Annotated in this window: 20 protein-coding genes; 13 read left to right on the forward strand and 7 right to left on the reverse strand. The window is 70.8% G+C overall.

Annotation, left to right across the window (positions count from 1 at the left end):
• The 4 genes from VFE05_22795 to VFE05_22810 all read left to right on the forward strand — a co-directional run.
• A partial coding sequence (locus VFE05_22795; protein HET6232923.1) for a toprim domain-containing protein occupies positions 1 to 1,267 on the forward strand: 1,267 nt, incomplete at its 5' end.
• Positions 1,268 to 1,432: 165 nt separating this feature from the next.
• Complete coding sequence (locus VFE05_22800; protein ID HET6232924.1) at positions 1,433 to 1,816, forward strand: hypothetical protein; 384 nt, start codon at positions 1,433 to 1,435, stop codon at positions 1,814 to 1,816.
• Positions 1,817 to 1,946: 130 nt separating this feature from the next.
• Complete coding sequence (locus tag VFE05_22805) at positions 1,947 to 2,612, forward strand: hypothetical protein (protein ID HET6232925.1); 666 nt, start codon at positions 1,947 to 1,949, stop codon at positions 2,610 to 2,612.
• Positions 2,613 to 2,893: 281 nt separating this feature from the next.
• Positions 2,894 to 3,331 (forward strand): hypothetical protein, encoded by a 438-nt coding sequence (locus tag VFE05_22810; GenBank protein HET6232926.1) that lies wholly within the window; start codon positions 2,894 to 2,896, stop codon positions 3,329 to 3,331.
• An 82-nt stretch (positions 3,332 to 3,413) separates the two neighbouring features.
• On the opposite strand, the gene VFE05_22815 is transcribed toward VFE05_22810, so the two are convergent.
• Both VFE05_22815 and VFE05_22820 read right to left on the reverse strand, forming a co-directional pair.
• Positions 3,414 to 3,671 (reverse strand): hypothetical protein, encoded by a 258-nt coding sequence (locus VFE05_22815; GenBank protein HET6232927.1) that lies wholly within the window; start codon positions 3,669 to 3,671, stop codon positions 3,414 to 3,416.
• Positions 3,672 to 4,009: 338 nt separating this feature from the next.
• Positions 4,010 to 4,393, reverse strand: a complete 384-nt coding sequence (locus VFE05_22820) for a hypothetical protein (GenBank protein HET6232928.1) — start codon at positions 4,391 to 4,393, stop codon at positions 4,010 to 4,012.
• Between the two features lie 657 nt (positions 4,394 to 5,050).
• Between VFE05_22820 and VFE05_22825 the strand changes: the two genes are divergently transcribed.
• Positions 5,051 to 5,923 (forward strand): HNH endonuclease, encoded by an 873-nt coding sequence (locus VFE05_22825; GenBank protein ID HET6232929.1) that lies wholly within the window; start codon positions 5,051 to 5,053, stop codon positions 5,921 to 5,923.
• A gap of 102 nt (positions 5,924 to 6,025) precedes the next feature.
• On the opposite strand, the gene VFE05_22830 is transcribed toward VFE05_22825, so the two are convergent.
• Positions 6,026 to 6,457: a hypothetical protein gene (locus tag VFE05_22830; protein ID HET6232930.1), complete on the reverse strand. Its 432-nt coding sequence runs from the start codon at positions 6,455 to 6,457 to the stop codon at positions 6,026 to 6,028.
• A gap of 179 nt (positions 6,458 to 6,636) precedes the next feature.
• Here VFE05_22830 and VFE05_22835 point away from each other — a divergent pair, with 179 nt between their 5' ends.
• A complete protein-coding gene (locus tag VFE05_22835) occupies positions 6,637 to 7,254 on the forward strand; it encodes a hypothetical protein (protein HET6232931.1) in 618 nt (205 codons plus the stop codon).
• A gap of 49 nt (positions 7,255 to 7,303) precedes the next feature.
• Here the strand turns inward: VFE05_22835 and VFE05_22840 are convergent, their stop codons facing one another.
• Entirely contained in the window at positions 7,304 to 7,507 is a 204-nt protein-coding gene (locus tag VFE05_22840) for a type II toxin-antitoxin system HicB family antitoxin (GenBank protein HET6232932.1), read from the reverse strand.
• 216 nt (positions 7,508 to 7,723) lie between these two features.
• On the opposite strand from VFE05_22840, the gene VFE05_22845 reads away from it, so the two are divergent.
• Positions 7,724 to 8,413, forward strand: coding sequence for a hypothetical protein (locus VFE05_22845; GenBank protein HET6232933.1), 690 nt, complete (start codon positions 7,724 to 7,726; stop codon positions 8,411 to 8,413).
• Positions 8,414 to 8,743: 330 nt separating this feature from the next.
• Here VFE05_22845 and VFE05_22850 read toward each other — a convergent pair whose 3' ends face one another.
• Positions 8,744 to 10,879, reverse strand: a complete 2,136-nt coding sequence (locus VFE05_22850; protein ID HET6232934.1) for a S9 family peptidase — start codon at positions 10,877 to 10,879, stop codon at positions 8,744 to 8,746.
• A 247-nt stretch (positions 10,880 to 11,126) separates the two neighbouring features.
• Here VFE05_22850 and VFE05_22855 point away from each other — a divergent pair, with 247 nt between their 5' ends.
• Positions 11,127 to 11,507: a response regulator gene (locus tag VFE05_22855; GenBank protein HET6232935.1), complete on the forward strand. Its 381-nt coding sequence runs from the start codon at positions 11,127 to 11,129 to the stop codon at positions 11,505 to 11,507.
• Positions 11,508 to 11,815: 308 nt separating this feature from the next.
• Here the strand turns inward: VFE05_22855 and VFE05_22860 are convergent, their stop codons facing one another.
• Positions 11,816 to 12,823: a beta-propeller fold lactonase family protein gene (locus VFE05_22860; GenBank protein ID HET6232936.1), complete on the reverse strand. Its 1,008-nt coding sequence runs from the start codon at positions 12,821 to 12,823 to the stop codon at positions 11,816 to 11,818.
• The gene (locus VFE05_22865) at positions 12,820 to 14,067 is read right to left on the reverse strand and encodes an ABC transporter substrate-binding protein (GenBank protein ID HET6232937.1); all 1,248 of its coding nucleotides are present in this window, start codon (positions 14,065 to 14,067) and stop codon (positions 12,820 to 12,822) included. Before VFE05_22865 ends, VFE05_22860 begins: the two co-directional genes overlap by 4 nt.
• 422 nt (positions 14,068 to 14,489) lie before the next feature.
• On the opposite strand from VFE05_22865, the gene VFE05_22870 reads away from it, so the two are divergent.
• The 5 genes from VFE05_22870 to VFE05_22890 form a co-directional block, all read left to right on the forward strand.
• Positions 14,490 to 16,349 (forward strand): methanol/ethanol family PQQ-dependent dehydrogenase, encoded by a 1,860-nt coding sequence (locus VFE05_22870; protein HET6232938.1) that lies wholly within the window; start codon positions 14,490 to 14,492, stop codon positions 16,347 to 16,349.
• A 565-nt stretch (positions 16,350 to 16,914) separates the two neighbouring features.
• Complete coding sequence (locus tag VFE05_22875; protein ID HET6232939.1) at positions 16,915 to 17,667, forward strand: substrate-binding domain-containing protein; 753 nt, start codon at positions 16,915 to 16,917, stop codon at positions 17,665 to 17,667.
• Positions 17,664 to 18,224 (forward strand): c-type cytochrome, encoded by a 561-nt coding sequence (locus VFE05_22880; protein HET6232940.1) that lies wholly within the window; start codon positions 17,664 to 17,666, stop codon positions 18,222 to 18,224. Before VFE05_22875 ends, VFE05_22880 begins: the two co-directional genes overlap by 4 nt.
• Positions 18,225 to 18,331: 107 nt before the next feature.
• A complete protein-coding gene (coxB, locus tag VFE05_22885) occupies positions 18,332 to 19,390 on the forward strand; it encodes a cytochrome c oxidase subunit II (protein HET6232941.1) in 1,059 nt (352 codons plus the stop codon).
• The coding region (locus VFE05_22890) for a cbb3-type cytochrome c oxidase subunit I (protein ID HET6232942.1) at positions 19,387 to 20,308 on the forward strand (922 nt) is incomplete at its 3' end. The genes coxB and VFE05_22890, both read left to right, overlap by 4 nt.

A 20,308-nucleotide genomic window follows, 5' to 3' on the forward strand; every position in this document is an offset into this window, starting at 1 on the left:
CCTGCGCGAGATGGTGGGCTACCTCAACCACTCGAAGAAGCCGCTGCACCAGGACGTGGTCTACATCGACACCGAGAAGGACGACGTCGGCGTCGAGATCGCGCTCCAGTACAACGACTCGTACAACGAGAGCGTCTTCTCCTTCGTCAACAACATCAACACGCACGAGGGCGGCTCGCACCTCACCGGGTTCAAGGCCGCGCTCACCAGCTCCATCAACGACTACGCCCGCCGCACCGGCCTCTTCAAGAAGGGTGGCCTGGAGGGCCTGTCGGGCGACGACGTTCGCGAGGGGCTGACCTGCGTGATCTCGGTGAAGGTGCGCGAGCCGCAGTTCGAGGGGCAGACCAAGACCAAGCTGGGCAACAGCGAGATCAAGGGCGCCGTGCAGAGCGTGGTGAACGAGAAGCTCTCGGAGTTCCTGGACGAGCACCCCGGCGTGGGGCGCGCCATCATCGAAAAGGCGATCTCGGCCGCCCGCGCCCGCGAGGCCGCCCGCAAGGCGCGCGACCTCACGCGCAAGAAGAGCGCGCTGGAGACGGGCGTGCTGCCGGGCAAGCTGGCCGACTGCTCCAGCAGCAACCCGGAGATCAGCGAGATCTACATCGTGGAGGGCGACTCCGCGGGCGGCAGCGCCAAGCAGGGCCGCAAGCGCGAGTTCCAGGCGATCCTGCCGCTCAAGGGCAAGATCCTGAACGTGGAGCGCGCCCGCTTCGACAAAGTGCTGAGCAACGACGAGATCCGCGCCATCATCACCGCCATCGGCACCGGCATCGGCGAGGACGAGTTCTCGCTGGCCAACGCGCGCTACCACAAGATTATCATCATGACCGACGCGGACGTGGACGGCTCCCACATCCGCACCCTGCTGCTGACGTTCTTCTTCCGCCAGATGCGGCAGCTCATCGACGAGGGCTTCGTCTACATCGCCCAGCCGCCGCTGTACCTGGTGAAGAAGGGCAAGCAGGAGCAGTACGCCTACTCCGACGACGAGCGCGACGAGATCCTCACGCGCTACAAGGGCGGCAGCCTGGAAGGCGACGGCAAGGGCATCCACGTGCAGCGCTACAAGGGCCTGGGCGAGATGAATCCGGAGCAGCTGTGGAAGACCACCATGGACCCGGACACGCGCACCCTGCTCCAGGTCTCCATGGAAGACGCGGTGGAGGCCGAGAAGGTGTTCAGCACCCTCATGGGCGAAGAGGTGGAGCCGCGCCGCCAGTTCATCGAGGCCAACGCCCGCTACGTCAAGAACCTCGACGTGTGACGGATGATCGGTAGATAGGATAGATGCGGGGCTCCGGTCGAAAGGCCGGGGCCCCGCTCTTCGTTCGGGCCGGCATGCTCTGAACTGCGCCGGCTTGCTATGCGTCCGCCCAGTATGTATAGTGGTATTACAAAATGTACTCTTCAGATGGAGGCGGACATGGGCATGGCGATGAAGGACGTGCGGGAAAACCTCTCCGAGCTCGTGAAGCGCGTTACCTACGGGGAGGAGCGGATAACCTTCGGCCCGAACCGCGGAGACGACGTGACGCTCGTCGCCACGGACCGTTTGCATCGCCTGGAGGAGCAGCTTCGCGAGGCGCGGGAAAGGCTTGCGGCCGCCCCGTTCGCGACCGGTGAGCCGCAGGCGTTCGCCGGCTTGCAGCAGGCGTTCGACGCGGGGGTCTTCTCCACGGGCGGCGAGGTTCGCACGCGCCGGCTGATCCCTGAGATGGACTTCGAAAGCTCGTTCACCCGCGAAGAGCGCGTTCGTGCTGGCGCGCGCGATACGCGCGAGCCCCAGTTCCGCCGCACCCGTCCGCGAGCGTAGCCCGCCCGTGACCGAGTACGAGGAATCTCCCCACCGCACACTCCGGCAGGGCGACATCGTTCTCGCACCGTCCGTGGCGCTGCTTCCTCCCGAACGCCACGACTTGTCGGCGCCTCGTTCCGCACCACGAATGCTCGGCACGACGCAGAGGATGGCGCTGTGGGACGAGCCCAGCGGAACGGGGGCGCCGGGTGTGTCGGCCGAGGTTCGATTCAGCCCGGTGCTCGTGCTGAGCCACGACTGCGAGCTGGAGAAGGACTTCAACGAGCGCGTCCGGGAGCTGATTGTCGGCGGGATGGCGGAGGACGCGGCGATCTTGGAGGCGGAAGCCGACCCCACGCTGGATCCGTTCGTCGTCGTCGCACCGCTCCTTCCGTATTCCGCGTTCGCGCAGAAGCGGCATCCAGGTATCCGCGACGGACAGCGGATCGGGTACTTCCCGCTCGAGAGGCTTCCTCATGACGGCGGCGACTACGTGGTGGACCTCGGCCATGTGTCCACCGTGTCGGTCGAGCTGCTTCCCCAGCGTGCGAAGGTCGCGTCGCTCGCGTGCGAGTCCGTGTACGAGCTGCGCTACAAGCTGAGCGAGGCATACGCGATCCGTGACCTCGCCGTCCTGCAGGAGCTGGAGCGCATGACGGGCCGTACCATCGTGCGCGTGGTCGCCCAAGGCAAGAGCCAGAAGAAGACGTCCCTCCAACTCTACTTGGACGACGGGGACATCGTTCACCTCGAGGTCCGCAAGCCCCGCGAGTTCCTGCCCGAGGAGATCACGCGCGAACGGCCTCGGGACTGAGCGGGTTCCGGCGGCGGCTTCCGGTGCGGACGGCTGGCCTACTTGCGGCCACTCCGCGCCCGGCGTAGTATCCCCAGTGTAACGATAATGATTCTGGACAAAACGGTCAGAAGCCGGCCGGGTTTGTCTACGGGCTGCGGAACCGCAAGGAGGTTCCCGAGAAGGAGCTTCGCGCTTTCTATGCGGAGCTCCTGCCCAAGTTGAAACTACGGGGGATCGCGCGAGTCACGGGCGTTGCGTACGAAACGATCCGTAGCTACCTGAGCGAGACGCCGCCCAAGATGACGATGACCGTGCGCCTGAAGCTTGAGGCGTACTACTGGAAGCAGACCGATCCCAGCGTCGTCTCGGAGGAGCAGGCGGTCTGGACGATGGAGGCTGCCGTGCGCGACCTGCTGCACCTTCTTCCGGCGGACACCGAAGAGGCTTACGCGGCCATCCGGCGCGCCGCGGCCGTCCTGCGCGGCGAGACGGCCGAGCGGGAGCCATGGATGGCCGACCTGGCAGCCTGGTTGGAGCGCGCGGTCATGGCGACGCACGGGCCCGGCGCGGAGTACCCCATGCGCAACCGGAAGCGAAAGGCGAAGGAGGAGCCGCCCGCAACGCCGGTCGAAACCTCCCCCGATGCACTCGACGAAGTAATCGAAGACGTGCTTGGCGTGGAGAATGGCGAGGACGAGCCGCCGTCGCCGAAGAAGCGCCCGCACAAGAAGAAGTGATGCGAATGACGGCGGATGAAGACACGCGAAACGGTCCCCTGGAGTTGATCTCCGGAGGACCGTTCTTCGTTCCCGCCGGGTGCTACGCGCGGGCCGAGGGCGAGAGCGGGGCGGCGAGCCGGCGGTGGAAGTCGCTCTCTTCGGTGAGGCGCTCCACGGTCTGCTCCATGCCGCTCAGGTTCTGCTCCAACATGGCGATGCGCTGCTCCAGCGCCTGGATGCGCGGAGCCGATCCGTCGCGCCGCTCCATGGCGGCGAGCACGGGGCCCACGATGGTACGGCCGATGACGGCCACCAGGGGAATGCTGACCGCGATGATGGGAACGAGGACGCCGTACATGGCTGTTGTCTCGGGAACACGGGGAAACGTCGCAGCGCCACGGCCCCAGCCGGTGCGCCCGGCACACTACGGCCCGAGCCGCGGTTGGTTTCGGCAGTGGCGAGCGGGGCCGGCGATGCATGTGCGGGATGACGCAAGGTATACCATCCGCCGGAGATGTCCATCCTCCGAACGTCCATCCAAGTTGTGGGGCAAGCTGAGCTTGGCGGACGCCACGGCAGGCAGATCGCCTATCGGACGTGATTCACGGTCGCCCTGGTCCAAAGTCGGCTGATACGAAGAGCGCCGCTCCGGGAGAACCGGGCGGCGCTCTGCTCATCCATCTACCGAGGGATGGGCTACTGGTCCACGCGGCGGAGGATCTCGTCGCGGGTGTGACCCTCGGAGTCCGACCAGTAGCACTCCAGCGTGCGGCGGGTGACGGCGCGGGTGCGCAGCATCATCACGTAGCGCTGCTGGGGGATGTGGTAGCCCCAGCGCAGGATGCCGTCCTTCCACTGCACGGAGCTGAGGGCGTACTTCTCGCCGCCGCTGCTCTCCACCTGCGTGACGTAGAACCGCCCCTGGTACCAGCGGATGGTGTGCCGGTCCTGCGTGACGGGGCTCTCCCACGTGCCCGCCATCAGCGCGTACTCGGGCGGCGGCACGTCGCGCGGGCCGCGGTGGATGCAGCCCGAGACGAGCGCGCACGCGAGGAGAAGGGCGAGGCGGACCTTCTTCATGTCGATGGCTGCGGTTCAACGGGGAGAAGGCCGCGAGGCCGGCGCCCTGCCGGGCGGACGCGGATCACATGGTGCAGGGGAGGCGACAGCCGTGTCAAGATAGTCGTCTCCCCCCGACATAGCGAACGTTTCCACCCACCGTTTTGTTACACCCGCGGCGCACCGGCCCACGGGGATCCCCGCGGGGCCGCCGGTCGCGGAGGCCCGCACGGAACTTTCGGGCCGCAGCGGCGGGTACGACTGCGCGAGGGCCGGGACGGGTGCGGGCGACGGAAAACGAGTTCCTGGCGCGGCGGGCGGGCGGTGCGCATATTGGCCGGGAGCGGCATGGCCGCCTCCACTCCCCGGCGCCCCACCTCCCTTCTCTCGCCGGGAAACGCGGCCCTCTGCGGCTCGACGCCCGCCTCGCACATCCATCATCCCCCCTACGCGGAGGATCGTTTCCGCTTCACCGCCCAAGCTGTGACACGGGGCCGCCCACCCTGGCACCGTTCTGGCTTTGGCGCACCAGCGAAGTGAGCGTCCGGCCCCGGCGGCGGAAGCGCGGCGCGGGGACGGACCGGCACAGGCGGGTGGATCGGCAGCGGGACCACGCGGGCTCTCCCCGAGCCGCGTCCCGAGCGCCGACACCGCGCAATCCCGAACCCGGGAGCGTCCGTGCGGAGAAGCGAAGGCAGCGGTGCCCTGCGAGAGGACCTGGAGCACCGCATCAGAACCGGAACGTGCGTCTACTGCCGCGCCCCCGCGGCCCCGGACCGACCCCTCACCCGCGAGCACGTGATCCCCCAGGCCAAGGGGGGGCGCCGCAACGACACCCGCATCATCGTTCCCGCCTGCGTGCGCTGCAACCAGCGCCGCGGCTGCCAGGAAGTCGTCCTCTTCCTCCTCGCCCGTCCCGGCCGTATCTCGGCCTTCCTGGACTACCTGGGCAACCTTTCTCCCGAAGTGGTGCGCGAGCTGGACCTGCGCGTGTTCGCCGAGCTGTACGCGGCCGTGTGGCTGCTGGGCGAGAGCGCGACGGGCGGTGCCGAGTGGCGCCAGCGCCTGCGGCAGCTTTGCAGCGGGCGCAGGCTGCACCGTAGGCGATATGCCGCGCGGCGAATCGTGGTCGCCGTGGGCGGGCGGCTGGAGCGCTCGCGCGACCGCGGGACCGAGCTGGAGGGCCCGACCTGCCTCCTTCCCGGCGCGATCGCGACGGGTGGGGCAGGCGCGGCGGACGGGATGCTGTCGCGGGCTTCGGCGACGCTGCTGGGCACGCTCTCGGTGCTGTGGGGCGTGCCGGCGGAGCGGGTGATGGAGGAGCTTTCGCGCGAGCGGGAGCGCCAGAGCGCGCGCTCGGCACGCGCGGCGGCAGACACGGTGGCATACGCGCTGCCGGAGATGGGAATGGAGGAGGAGGAGGAGGGGGTGGTGTCGCTGGACGGGTGGGCCCGGCGGGGAGGCCGGCGGCGAAGGTCGCGCATCGACCAGCGGCGCGGGCGGGGAACGGACAGGCGCGGCGGCAGGTTCACGGGCGGTCGCGCCGCCTGAGCGCGTCGGATACGGAACAAGCGTCCCTCGCCATGCAGGCGGGGGACGCTCGTGCTTCGGCGTCTACGCGGACGTGGAGCCCGGCCGCCGCGCTCCCGTGCGCTACCAGCCGCCGCGGCGGTAGTTCGAGTCGTAGCGGTAGCCGGAGTCGTAGCGCGGGCGCGAGTCGTAGCCGGGGCCGCGCTCCCAGCCGACCTGCTGCCCGCCGCCGCGCGAGGTGCGGGTGCCGGAGATGGTGGAGTATGGGCGCGCGTACTGCCGCATGTCGCCCACGCGGCCTTCCACGTCGCCGCCGTACGGCACGTAGTTGAGGCGGTGCTCGTCGCGCGCGCCGCCGCCGAACACGTAGTCGCGGTTGTAGCGCTGCGTCACGTGCACCTGCGCGGGCCGGTACTCCTGGCCGCCGCCGCGGTAGCCGTAGTCGTACCCGTTGCCGTATCCGAAGCCGCCCTGCGGCGGGCCCGGCTGGCGGCCGCGGAAGGCTTCGGCGGGGCCGCGGAGGCCGTAGTCGTACTGGCGGTCGTAGCGTGGCATGCTTCCTCCCCTGGTGGCGCGGGCCCGGTTGCGAGGTGTCGCAACGAGTTGTGGCACGGCCGCTTGCGCTGCAAGCGGCGTTCCCGGCGGCGCGGTTCTTCCAATCGCGGCGGCGGTGCACGCAGACGCGCGGCCCAGGGTGGCCGCGCGGCGGATCACCACCAACGCGGACGGCGGCAGTGGCGCAGTGGAACGAACTCGCGCGGGAGTACGAGGCGCGCCGCTTTCCCCTCGCGCGCCGCCTGGACGTGCACGGCGAGGGCCCGCAGACGGCGCGCGACCGCGCCCTGCGCTGGATCCAGACGTTCGCGCACGAGCAGCCCGGCGCGGACCTGCTGCTGGTGGTGGAGCGCGCCCGGCGGGTGGGTGCGCAGAAGGGCGCCGTGCGGGTCGCGGTGGAGAAGATGCTGGAGGAGCTGAACGGCGGGCTGATCGACTGGTGGGCGCCGTTCGGCGACGGCAGTTTGGCCGTGCGCGTGTCGCTCGACCCGCAGATGACGCGGGCGCAGAAGGCGGCCCCGGAGCGCGCGGCGGGCGAGGGGCGCACGGCGGAGACGGCGGGCGCGGCCTACGTGGAGACGGAGGACGACATCCCCCAGGAGCTGCTGCCGATCGCCCGCCGCGCGGCCGAGCTGCGCCGTACGCGCGAGGGGCTGGGCGTGGGCACCAGCGACGTCGTGATGCGGAAGATGTGGATCGCCGCGCAGGCGACGGCCATGAGTGACCGCATCACGTGGGAGCAGGCCCTGCGCGAGATCCTCGCCCGCGAGGAGCGGCGGATGTACGAGGACGATTGAGACGGCGTGGGGATGAGTGACGGGGCGGAGATCGGGCCGATCCGCCGATCTACATCCTCTCCCCCGAGTTGTCGCCGCTCGTTCCGCTCGACCCGATGACGAGCTTCGCGGCCAGGTACTCGCGGATCGCATCGCGGATGTTCTCCAGCGCCTCGGCCTCGGTGGCGCCCTGCGACCAGCAGCCGGGCAGGGCGGGGCAGCTTGCCGCGACGCCATCCTCCGATTCGTGCAGCGTTACCTCGTAGCGCATCATCTGCTCCTGGTTGGGTGATCGGCGAGCTGCTTGCGAGAAGCACGGCTTGCATGGTGTGGCGAGCACGGATGATAGGATCGGACACGACGGAGCGCATCGTCCCTCTCGCGAGATGAGGTGGGGCGGCATATGTTCTCCGGGCGAGCCTCCCCGGCCGCTCTCGTGTCACTGCACGGGTCCACTCCGGACCACGATTCCCCCCTGCCATCCCTCCCGATGAGCAATCCCGACGATCCCACGCTGCCCAACGACTCCGGCGTCCCGAACGATCCGCCGCGCCCGGCCGATCCGCTCCCTCCCCCTCCTCATGCGCGGGCCGCGACGCCGGGAGCCGTGTTCCCGCCGCCCCCGCCCAGCACCAAGAAGTCCAGCGGGTGCCTGAAAGGCTGCCTCATCGCGGCGGCCGGTGTCGTCCTCCTGGTAATCCTGGTCGGCGTCGCAGGGTCGTACTGGTGGAAGAAGAACGGGAAGCAGATCATGGCCGCCGGTGACGCAGCCAAGGTGGAGGGCGCGGCGGCGGCGAAGGGTACGGACGAGCAGGGCTGCGTGACCCAGGCGCTCGCCCGGGCCGGGAAGCACACCGACCTCTCCTCGGCGATGGCGAGCGGGGGGTTCGTGGATGGCTGCCTGAAGGGCGAAAGCCGCCCCTCGGCCGAGCTCTGCGCGGGCGTGCCGGCACCCACCGAGATCATGGCGACCGCGCGGTGGCCACAGGACAAGTGCAGGGCGATGCAGCCGACCGAGCCCGCGTGTGTGCCCGTGATGCAGGAAGTCGCTCGGTTCTGCGCCGCCGGCAAGCCGAAGACCGGGGCTACGGTGACGGGCGATACCACCGGCGCGCCCGGCGGCGCGGCTTCGACGTCCGCACCCGCGGGCGGGGACAGCGCAGGCGGGCGGACTTACTGACGGGTCAGCCGCAGCACGATCTCCGTGGAGGATGAACGGCGAAGGGCCTGCTCGGGTGAGCGGGCCCTTCGTCTTTCATCCATCCTCTCGATCAGCGGGGGTGATGCGGGGCGCGATATGTGAGGCGCGGCGCGGCGTGTGCGCATGCGGAGAGCGATCGGATGCGATGAATCGCACCCCTACGCGCCGAGGGTTCGTTGCGCGTCCAACGCGGCGCATCTCCCGAGGCCGATGGATGTCGCGCATCTCACGGGACGAGGAGGCATCGGGGAGATGCGGGCACCTGCCGCGAGGGCTGGTTCCCGGGTCTCGCATCTATCGAATCGCCGGTTATCTGGCGTCCGGGCGGATGTGGCGGTCGAACCACTCGATGATGCGGAGCATGTGGTCCACGCGGTGGGCGGGCTCGCCCGAGCGGGTGAGCTCGTGGCCCTCGCGCGGGTAGCGCACGAACTCCACCTCGCGGTCCAGCACCTTGAGCGCGCGGTAGAATGCCTCGGCGCCGGCGATGGTGGTGCGGTAGTCGGCCTCGCCGTGCAGCATGAGCAGCGGCGTGCGGACGTTCGCGACGTACGTGATGGGCGACTGCGCCCGCACGATGGCCGGGTCCTCCCACGGCCGCGCGCCGAACTCGTCCTCGAAGAGCCGCCAGGTGTTGGAGCTTCCCCACCAGGTGCCCAGGTCGTACACGCCGCGCTGGGCGGCGGCGGCCTTGAAGCGCGACGGCGCCTCCTTCGCCACGATCCACGCCGTCATGTAGCCGGCGTAGCTGCCGCCCGTCATGGCCTGCCGGTCGCGGTCGGCCAGCCCGCGCGCGATCACGCTGTCGGCGCCGATGAGGATGTCCTGCGCGGGCGGCGAGCCCCACTCGCGGTGGATGCTCTGCAGCCCCTTCTCGCCGTAGCCCGACGAGCCGCGCGGGTTGGAGAAGAAGACGGTGTAGCCGGCGCCTGCGAGCGACTGGTACTCCAGCCACATGCTGGCCTCGCCGGGGCCCCACATGGTGTGCGGGCCGCCGTGCATCTCCAGCGCCAGCGGCGGCCGGCTGCCCGCGCGCCAGCCGATGGGGCGGATGAACCAGCCGTCCACGCGCCGCCCGTCGAACGAGGCGTAGCGCAGCGGCTCGTAGTCGCCCACGTACACGCGGGCCAGCAGCGAGTCGTTGAGCGCGGTCAGCCGCCGCTCGCCCGCGCCCGTGAGCGAGGCGGCGTAGACGTCGCTGGGGCGCTGCGGGCTCATCTGCGACCAGGCGACCGTGCCGCCCTCCACGTCGAACGAGAGCACGCCGCGAGGCCCGGTCACCACCGCTTCCGGGGCGATGCGGTCCAGCCGGGTGCGGTAGAGGAGGACGGAGCCTTCGGACGGCACGGTGAAGTACAGCCAGCCGTCGCGCGTGAGGGCGTACGAGGTGACGGAGCGGTCGAGCGATGCCGTGACGCTGCGCCGGTCGGTGCCGTCCGGCCGCATCACCACCAGCTCGGTGTTCACGGCGCCCACGAACGGCGTGTCCACCCGCTCGCGCTCGTAGACCAGCCAGCGCCCGTCCGGCGAGTAGCGGGGCGCGGACTCGGCCGATCCGGCTTCGGCGATGCGGCGGAGGGCGCCGCCGGTCGCGGGGACGACGAAGAGGTCGGACTCGCGTTCGTAGTCCGGGTGGTACGCGCCGCGCGGCTGCGAGGCGGAGAAGACGATGGACGCGCCGTCTGCCGACCACGCGGGCGCGCCGCTCTCCCAGCGCGCGGCGGTGAGGGCCAGCGGCTTCGCCTCGGGCTGCACGTCCACGACGTAGACCTGGCGCCAGCTCTCCTCGTCCTCCACCGACGTCTCGCCCATGTACTCCAGGCGGGTGACCAGGCGCGGATCGTTCGACCGCGCGTCGTTCGCCAGCTTGGCGCGGATGGCGGCGAGCGCGGCGGGACGGTCCCGGTCGATACGGCGGATGGCGGCGGCGTCCACGCGCGCCTTGCCCGTGTCGGCGCGCGCCGTGTCCAGCTCCGCGGGCGACAGAGACGAGGTGAAGGCGATCCGGTCGCCGCGGGGCGACCAGACGGGGCCGGACGCGCCCGTCTTCAGGCTGGTGAGCGGCCATGCGTCGCCGCCTTCCGCCAGCGGGAGGATCCAGACCTGCGGCCGGCCTCCCGCGCGGGCGGCGACGAAGGCGAGGCGCGTCCCGTCGGGCGAGAAGGCGGGGGCCGAGAGCGAGGCCCCGCCCGTCCACGTGAGCCGCCGCGGCGCTCCGGAGCCGTCGGTGCGCGCCATCCACAGGTCGCGCCGGTAGCGGTTCTCGGCCGAGTCGGGCTGCGTGACCACGTACACGACGCTGCGCCCGTCGGGCGAGAGCGCGACGTCTCCGGCCGTGCGCAGGTGGTAGAGGTCGAGCGGGGTGAGCGGGCGGCGGTCCTGCGCGGCGGCGGGCGCGGACGTGGCGAGCGCGGCGAAGAGCAGCGTGCGGGCGAGGGTGCGCATGGGCTGGCGGGCTGGGGGATGCGCGGCGTGCGGACGGCGCGGCGCGCGTGGGACGCCCTCACCAATAGCCGCCGGGCACGCCGCTCGCAATCGTCCCGGTACGCGAGTTGCCCCGCTGGTGCGGCCTGGCCCACATCCCGCCGTCTTTTGCCATAGGGGGCGAGAAGGCGGACCATCCGCCGGCGGAACGCCGCGGAACGTTCGGGATGCATCTCATCAACCCAGCCGTGCCGGAGAGAGACGACGCGTGAGGATCCTGATCGCAGACGACGACCCCGTGGTCTCGGCGGCGCTGGCGGCCATCCTGCGGACCCGCGGGCACGACATCGTCCCGGCGTTCGACGCCATGCAGGCGCTGATGTTCGCGATGCGCGCGCCGCATCCCGACCTGATCCTGCTGGACATCAACATGCCCGGCGGCACCGGGATCACGGCGCTCACCAAGCTCAAGGCGTCCACCAAGACGGCGCTCATCCCCGTGATCGTGGTGAGCGGCGCCACCGATGCCGCCCTGCCGGCGCGGGTGATGAGCATGGGCGCAGTGGGTTTCCTCCCCAAGCCTGTGCAGCCGGACGGGCTTTTCCGCGCGGTCAACGAGGCGCTGGGGATTCCCGAGGCGGCGGGATAGAGGGTTAGATCGGGATGCGGTGGAGGTTTCGCATCGGAAAGGATGCCCCCTCCCCCAGCCCCTTCCCCCGCAAGCGGGAGAGGGGAGAACTGCTTGTGGGAGCGAGGTTTAGCGCGATTCTGTGGCGTCGATGCGTTGGAGGCAGCCGGCTTGCGTCGCCGTCCTGCTTTTCGCAGGCAGACCCGTTCACCCCGGAGTCGAAATCGACGTAACCCTTGCCCCCACTGTGGGATAAGCTCCCCTCTCCCGCTTGCGGGGGAGGGGTTGGGGGAGGGGGCACCCCTTCCGCCGCACAGCACCTCCCACCCTCAGTCCACCAGCGCGATACCCCACGGGCGATGGCCCACCGGGATGGTGGCGACGACGCGGTTCAGGCGGGTGTCGATGACGGAGACGGTGTCGGAGATGCCGTTCGCGACGTAGAGGCGCGAGCCGTCGCGCGAGAGGCGGACGCCCCACGGACGGCGACCCACGGGGATGCGGCCCACCACGCGTTGCGCCACGGGGTCGACGACGGAGACGACGCCCGTTCGCCCGTTCGCCACGTACAGCCGCCTCCCGTCCGGCGACACGGTCACGCCCACCGGCTTCCCCTCGCCCCCCTCCAGCTCCACGCGGCCCACGATCTCCTGCGTGCGCGTGTCGATGGCCGTGACGGTGCCGCTGATCTCGGCCGTCACGTACGCCCGCGTGCCGTCGCGCGAGAAGGCCACGGCGCGCGGCCGCACGTCGCCCAGGATGGTGGCGGCCACGCGGCCCGCGCGCGTGTCGATCATGGAGATGCTGTTGCTCGTCTCCGCCGTCACGTAGACCCAGCGGCCGTCCGGGCTGGCCGCAACGCCCTCCGGCTCGATCCCCACCACGTAGCTGCCGATCTCCCGCCCCGTCCGCAGGCTGGTCGCCGTCGCCAGACCCGCGTCCTCGTTGGAGCTGTAGATGCGCGTGCCGTCCGGCGTCACGGCGAACTGCTCGGGGTCGGTGCCGGCGGGGTAGCGCGCGACCACCCGCCGCGTCGCAACGTCTATCGCCGCGATGCCATCCACCGATCCCTTCACCTGCGGCTGGTCGTCGCTGAGCGCCACGTACACGCGCCGACCGTCCGGGCTCGCCTGGATGCCGCGTGCCCGCGCGCCCACGGCGATAGTCGCCACCACGCGCGACGTGCGCACGTCGATCACCGACACGCTGTGCGACGCCTCGTTGCTCACGAACGCCAGCGCCGGGCGTGCGGCCGGGCGCTGGGCAACCAACGGCGCCGGGACGGTGGATGCGAGGCAGGCCGCGGCCGCGGCTGCTCGGAGAACTCCGAAGCTCATGCGTCTCCCCAGCGGCAGGCGGTGGATGCGGCGGCGTCGCCCAGCGCGTCGAGCTGCGCGACGGAGGATGCGGATGCGCTTCGCTCGCCCGCGGGCAGCTCGCCTGATACGCGGCCCGCGGGCGCGGCGGGGGAGCGCGAAACGACGTACATCGGCTGGCGGAGCTGGTGGTCCCACGCGCGGAAGGAGAGCGGCCAACCCTTCTGCCCGTCCATCTGCGCCGTGGCGCGCTCCAGGAACGCGGCGATGCCGGGGCCGTCCTGCGCCCGCCCGCGCGCCGCCGCCTCCCACGCGATCTTCACCGCGGCCCATCCCGCCCACGCCGCATCGTCCATCTGGCGTCGGGCCCGGGACTGGAAGCGCTGGTTGAGCTGGTCCGCCCCGAACCGGTCCAGCGACGCATGCCAAGCCGCCGGTTGAAAGATTTCAACCGGCGAAGGCGCGTCGGGAGATGCGCCCATCGGAATCTCGACGAGCGGGGGATTCGTTGCCGCCGTGCGCCACGCGTCGAGCAGCGACGCGCGCTCCGTCTGGCCGAGGGCGAAAACCACGGCGTCCGGCCGCGCATCTCCAGGCCCCGTCACCACGCCCGGCTTACCGGGGCCCGTCTTGTCGGGAGATGGGCTGCCGGCGACTTCCACGCCGTGCGCACGGAGGGCACGTGCGAGCCGGTCGACGATGGCGCGCCCCTCATCTCCCGCATCCGCCAGCACCCTCACGCGCTTCGCGTTGCGCGTGCCGGCGAGCCACGCCGCGACGGCATCGCACTGCATCGCGCGGCTGGGGGCGACATGGAAGGCGGAGCGACGGCAATCTCTGCCTCGCAGCGCATCTCCCGTGGCCGTAAGGTTGAGCAGGGGGATGCGCAGCCCGTCCGCCGCCGCCGAGACCTGCGCAATCGCATCGTCTGAAAGCGCGGAGAGGAGGACCTGCGCGTTCCCGTCCGCCACCAGCCAGCGCGCGGCCGCGACGGCATCTCCCAAGGACGAAGTCGCGCGGACCAGCTCCACGGTGCGGCCGAAGAGCGCCGCCGTTCTAGCTGCCTCCTCCACGCCGAGCTCGACCCCAGCGCGCGCGGACGCACCGGTCGCATCTCCCGAGACGAGGAGGCCCAGGCGCAGCGCGCCCGTGGGCGGGACGCGAACGCCCGCGCGGAGCGAAGGCGCGGCGAGCAGTGCGCCGCCCGCAGCCATGCCGGCGGACAGCAGGAAGCGGCGCCGGGTCCAGGGCGGCTCGGTGCTCATGGAGTGTGGGCTTGCGTATGGGTGAGGACCGGAGATGACGGGCCGTCGTAACGTGGCGCCGAGATGCGAGAGACAGGCCAGGCGCGGCACGCCCACGCCCTTTTGAAGACGTCGGCGGCATGGAACTGGTCGCACACGGAACAGACCGCCGCGACTGCCACAATGCTGTTACATAGTTGCGGTCCAGCGCGGCGCGATTCAGGCATGGGCAGGGCGAGAACCCAAGCAACGCCTGCGTTCCCGCGGGTCGTGACGATACACCGCAAGTGGAATGGCGCTTGCTATCGGGCGGAAACCGAGGGTCCGGGATTTCCGGAAAGCTCGCCCGTGCCGGAACGTCGCACGGCGTGCGCGGTGCCGCCGGTCCCCACGGCGGCGGCGCCGCGAAGGTGAAGGATCACGCTTCTCCGATCCACGATACCGTGACCAGACCAGGAACCCGCCTTCGCCCGGCCGGCGCCCTACCGGCCGCCGTGCTCGCCGCCGCGGCGCTCGCGCTGGCGCTCGGGGCGTGCGGCGCGCCCAAGCCCGAGCAGACGCACGGCGATTCGCAGCCCCCCAAACCGTCCGGCCCCGTGGCGTCCAACGGCATGGCCGTGGCCGACGACGGCACCTGGACCATGCCCAGCAAGGACTTCCAGGGCACGCGCTTCAGCGGGCTGGACCAGATCAACACCCAGAACGTGAAGAACCTGCGCGTGGCCTGGACCTTCTCCACCGGCGTCACGCGCGGGCAAGAGGCGGCGCCGCTGTACGCGAACGGCACCATCTACGTCGTCACGCCCTATCCCAACACCCTGTACGCCCTGAACCCGGACGGCACGCAGAAGTGGGCGTACAACCCGCAGCCGCTGGCCGCCGCACAGGGCGTGGCCTGCTGCGACGTGGTGAACCGCGGCGCCGTGTACCACGACGGCAAGGTCATCTACAACACGCTCGACGCGCAGACCGTGGCGGTCGACGCGGCCACGGGCAAGGAGATCTGGAAGACCAAGGTCGGCGACATCAACATCGGCGAGACGGTCACCATGGCGCCCCTGGTGGTGCGCGGCAAGGTGATCGTGGGCAACAGCGGCGGCGAGATGGGCGTTCGCGGCTGGCTCACCGCGCTGGACGAGAGCACCGGCAAGATCGCGTGGCGCGCCTACGCCACGGGGCCGGACAAGGACGTGCTCATCGGCCCCGGCTTCCACCCGTTCTACGCGCAGGACCGCGGCACGGACCTGGGCGTGAAGACCTGGGTGGGCGACCAGTGGAAGATCGGCGGCGGGACCATGTGGGGGTGGATCAGCTACGACCCCGAGCTGAACCTGATCTACGCCGGCGTCGCAAACCCCGGCCCGTGGAACGCGGACGCGCGGCCGGGCGACAACAAGTGGACCGCCGGCATCTTCGCCCGCAACCCGGACACAGGCGAGGCGCGCTGGTACTACCAGTTCAACCCGCACGACCTGTGGGACTACGACGGCGTGAACGAGAACGTGATCGTGGACCTCAACATCGGCGGGCGGGCGCGGAAGACGGTGCTGCACCCGGACCGCAACGGCCACCTGTACGTGCTGGACCGCACCACGGGCGAGGTCATCTCGGCAGCGCCGTTCATGCACATCAACACCACGCTGGGGGTGGACCTGAAGACGGGGCGGCCGGTGGAGAACGAGGCGCTGCACCCCTCCACCGGCAAGGTGATCCGCAACGTGTGCCCTGCCGCGCCCGGCGCGAAGGACTGGCAGCCCTCCAGCTGGTCGCCGCGCACGCAGCTGCTGTACATCCCGCACCAGAACATCTGCATGGACTTCGAGGGGGCCGAGGCGAACTACATCGCCGGGACCCCGTACGTGGGCGCCAACGTGAAGATGTACGCCGGCCCCGGCGGCTACCGCGGCCTGCTCACCGCGTGGGACCCCGTGAAGCAGCGCGCCGCCTGGGTGCTCACCGAGCGCTTCCCGGTGTGGAGCGGCGCCCTGGCCACCGCGGGTGACGTGGTGTTCTACGGGACGATGGACGGCTACGTGAAGGCCGTGGACGCACGCAGCGGCCACGCGCTCTGGCAGTTCAAGACCGGCTCCGGCGTGATCAGCCAGCCCACCACGTTCCGCGGGCCGGACGGGAAGCAGTACCTGGCCGTGCTGGACGGCGTGGGCGGCTGGTCCGGCGCCATCGTGGCCGGCGGCCTGGACCCGCGCGACTCCACCATCGCGCTGGGCTTCGGGAACGCCATGAAGGACCTCCCGCAATACTCCACCAAGGGCGGCACGCTGTATGTCTTCGCCCTGCCCTGACGCCCTCCCCGCCCGCATCCTCCCCGGCCGGCCTCAAGCCGCCCGGGCGCCGAGCCGCGTCCGCATCTCCAGTGTCCGGAAGATGTGGAGCGCCCAATCAACCGCGGTTGGTCGGGTGATGCACGGCGCTTGGGAGATGTTGGGCAGCCGGAAGATGTCGAGTGATCGGAAGATGTCGAGCGGTCGGGAGATGTCGGGCCGTCTGGAGATGCAGATCAGTCTGGAGATGCAGAGCATTCGGAAGATGCGCGGCACTCGGCAGATGCCGATCCACATCTCCCACTTGCCCTCCCCATCTCTGCCGATGCGCGGCCTGTTCGCGGATGCGACTCAGCCCCTCGCATCGGACAACGATGCGGCGCGCACGGAGCCTCGTCCGCAGGACGACCGCAGTTCAAAGCCGGGGGTTTCATACCCCCGGCGGAGCCCCGGCACGCCTATTGGCCGAACCGCGCCCATCGGCCGAAACCCACGCATCCCCCGCATCTTCGCGCTCGCACTCCTCGCCTGCACCGCTGCGTCGGCCTGCGGGCGCGCGGAGGCGGCGCCTGCGCGGGAGCTGCGGGTGTGCGCGGACCCGAACAACCTGCCGTTCAGCAACCAGCGCGGGCAGGGCTTCGAGAACCGCCTGGCGGACATGCTGGCGAAGGACCTCCACGCCACCGTCAAGTACACCTGGTGGGCGCAGCGCCGCGGCTTCTTCCGCAACACGCTGAACGCCAGCCTCTGCGACGTGGTGATGGGCGTGCCGACCAGCCTGGAGATGGCCTGGACCACGCGCCCGTACTACCGGTCCACGTACGTGTTCGTCACCAAGCGCGACGGCGGCCCCGCCATCGGCTCTCTGGACGACCCGGCGCTGCGGAAGCTGCGCATCGGCGTGCAGGTGCTGGGCGACGACGGGGCCAACCCGCCGCCCGTGCACGCCCTCGTCCGCCGCGGCCTGGCCCGCAATCTCCACGGCTACAGCGTCTACGGCGACTACCGCAGCGACAGCCCGCCCGCGGCCATCGTCCGCGGCGTCGCGCGCGGCGAGGTGGACGTGGCGCTGGCGTGGGGGCCCATGGCGGGGTACTTCGCGCGCCGCTCGCCGGTGCCGCTGCGCCTGGTGCCGGTGACGCCGCAGATCGACCCGCCGTTCATGCCCTTCTCGTTCGACATCTCCATGGGCACGCGCCGCCACGACACCGTGCTGCACCAGGAGCTGGATGACTTCATCCGCCGCCGCGGGCCGGACATCGCGCGGCTGCTGGACGAGTACGGCGTGCCGCGCCCCGGCGCCGCCACGCCCGCCGCCAACCCAGGCACCGCCCCATGAGCGCCACGCCCACAGCCCTCGCCCTGGCCTGCGCCGCCCTGCTGGCCGCCGGCTGCAAGCGCGAGGACCGCGAGTTCAAGACGTTTCCGCCCTCCGCCACGCCGGGCAGCCTGGTGCAGGACGTGAGCCTGGTTCCGGGCCCGCGCTCGCCGGCGCTGGTGGCGCACAGCCCGTACGAGGGCAACGCCTACGCGGTGAGCGAGGGCAAGCGCCTCTTCGGCTGGTACAATTGCAGCGGCTGCCACTCGCACGGCGGGGGCGGCATGGGGCCGCCGCTCATGGACGACCAGTGGATCTACGGCAGCGAGCCGGAGAACATCTTCGAGACCATCTCCGAGGGCCGTCCCAACGGCATGCCCGCGTTCGGCAGCCGGCTGGGCAACGACGAGATCTGGAAGCTGGTGGAGTACGTGCGCTCGCTCAGCGCGCTGGGCGTGCGGCAGGACGTGCGCAATGGCCGCAGCGACGAGATGCAGGGCAAGCAGCCGGAGACGGACGTGGACCCTACCAAGCACCCCGTCCAGTCGCAGAGCCCCGTGAAGCTCGACAAGCCGTGATGCCTCATCCGCGGACGGGGACGCGACGCCCGGCGCGTGAACGCGCAGGCTACGACGGCGGAAAGACCGCCGCGCGGGCCGCGGACGGTTCCGTGCACTCGGAATGCATGTCCGTCGTTGCGCGGGGCGAGGCACGTGCGCCGCGTCCGGGCTTCGGGTCCCGCATCCGCCTCGCAGCGCTCGCGGCACCGCTGGCGATGCTGGCGATGGCGGGTTGCCGCGGCCAGCAGTCGATGTTCGATCCCGCGGGGCCGCAGGCGGAGCGGATCGAACGGCTGGCGGTGTTCGCGGGCGTCATCTCCACCGCCGTCTTCATCGCGGTGCTCGCCGCGACCGCGTGGGCCGTGCTCCGCCGCCGCCGGGGCGACCACGCGCCCGCATCTCCCGACCGCGACCGGAGGATGGGGCGCACGGTAGCGTGGCTCACGGGCGGCACCGTGGCCGTGCTCTTCGTCTGGCTGCTGGCGGACTTCGGGACGCAGCGGGCGATGGCGAAGGTGGGCGGCACGCAGCCGCTGAAGCTCACCGTGACCGGGCACCAGTGGTGGTGGGAGGTGCAGTACGAGGACACCGTGCCGCAGAACCGGCTGGTGACGGCGAACGAGATCCACATCCCGGTGGGCCGTCCCGTGCTGGTGAAGCTGGAGGCGCCAGACGTGATCCACTCGTTCTGGGTCCCGCGGCTGCACGGCAAGCGCGACCTCATTCCCGGCTACACCAACCACGTGCTGCTGCGGGCCGACAGGCCGGGGCGCTTCCGCGGGCAGTGCGCGGAGTTCTGCGGGATGCAGCACGCGCACATGTCCTTCTGGGTCGTGGCGGAATCGCCCGCGAAGTTCGACGCGTGGTACAGGGCGCAGCTCCGGCCCGCCGCCGCCCCCGCCGACTCCACCCGGCGTGCCGGGCAGACCGCCTTCATGAGCAACTCGTGCGCGATGTGCCACGCCATCCGCGGGACCGCCGCGGGAGCCGGCAACGGACCCGACCTCACGCACGTGGGCAGCCGCATGTCGCTCGCATCCGGCACCATCGCCAACGTGCCGGGGCACCTGGGCGGCTGGGTGGTGGACCCGCAGTCCATCAAGCCCGGCACGCAGATGCCGCCCAACCAGCTCAAGCCCGAGGAGCTGCGCGCCCTCATCGCCTACCTGGAGGGGCTCAAGTGAGGCCCGAAGCCGCCGCCCCGCCGCCGCCTCCCGTGATCGCCGACCCGGCCCGCGACGCGCGCGAGCTGGCCGAGCTGGAGGCCACGTGGGCGCCCCGGCCCGGCTTCTGGGGGTGGATGACCTCGGTGGACCACAAGTCCATCGCCAAGCGCTACGTGGTCACCGCGCTCATCTCCTTCGTGCTCGCGGGCATCAACGCGCTGTTCATGCGCGTGCAGCTCGCCCGGCCGGAGAACCACTTCGTGGGGCCCGACCGGTACAACCAGCTCTTCACCGTGCACGGCACGGCGATGATGTTCCTCTTCGCGGTGCCCATCATGGAGGCGGCGGGTCTGTACCTCGTGCCGCTGATGGTGGGGACGCGCAACGTGGCATACCCGCGGCTGAACGCGCTGGGCTACTGGGTGTTCTTCTTCGGCACCGCGTTCCTGTGGATCAGCTTCTGGTTCAACGTGGGGCCGGACACCGGGTGGACGGCGTACGTGCCGCTCTCCGGGCCGGAGTACGCGCCCGGCAAGCGGGTCGACACGTGGGCGCAGATGATCACCTTCACCGAGATCGCCGCCCTGATCGGCGCCATCGAGATCATCGTCACCGTGTTCAAGCAGCGCACCGTGGGGATGTCGCTCAACCGCATCCCGCTCTTCGTGTGGGCCGAGGTGGTCACCGCCTTCATGGTCATCGTGGCGATGACCATGATCGCCGCCGCCAGCACCACGATGCTGGCGATGGACCGGCTGATCGGCACGCACTTCTTCAACCCGGCCGAAGGGGGAGACGCGCTGCTGTGGCAGCACTTCTTCTGGTTCTTCGGGCACCCGGAAGTCTACATCATCTTCATCCCCGCAACCGGCATCGTCTCCGCCGTGCTGCCGGCGTTCACGCGCCGTCCGGTGCTGGGCTACCCCGCGCTCGTCC

The sequence above is a fragment of the Longimicrobiaceae bacterium genome, assembly GCA_035696245.1.
Classification (GTDB): domain Bacteria; phylum Gemmatimonadota; class Gemmatimonadetes; order Longimicrobiales; family Longimicrobiaceae; genus DASRQW01.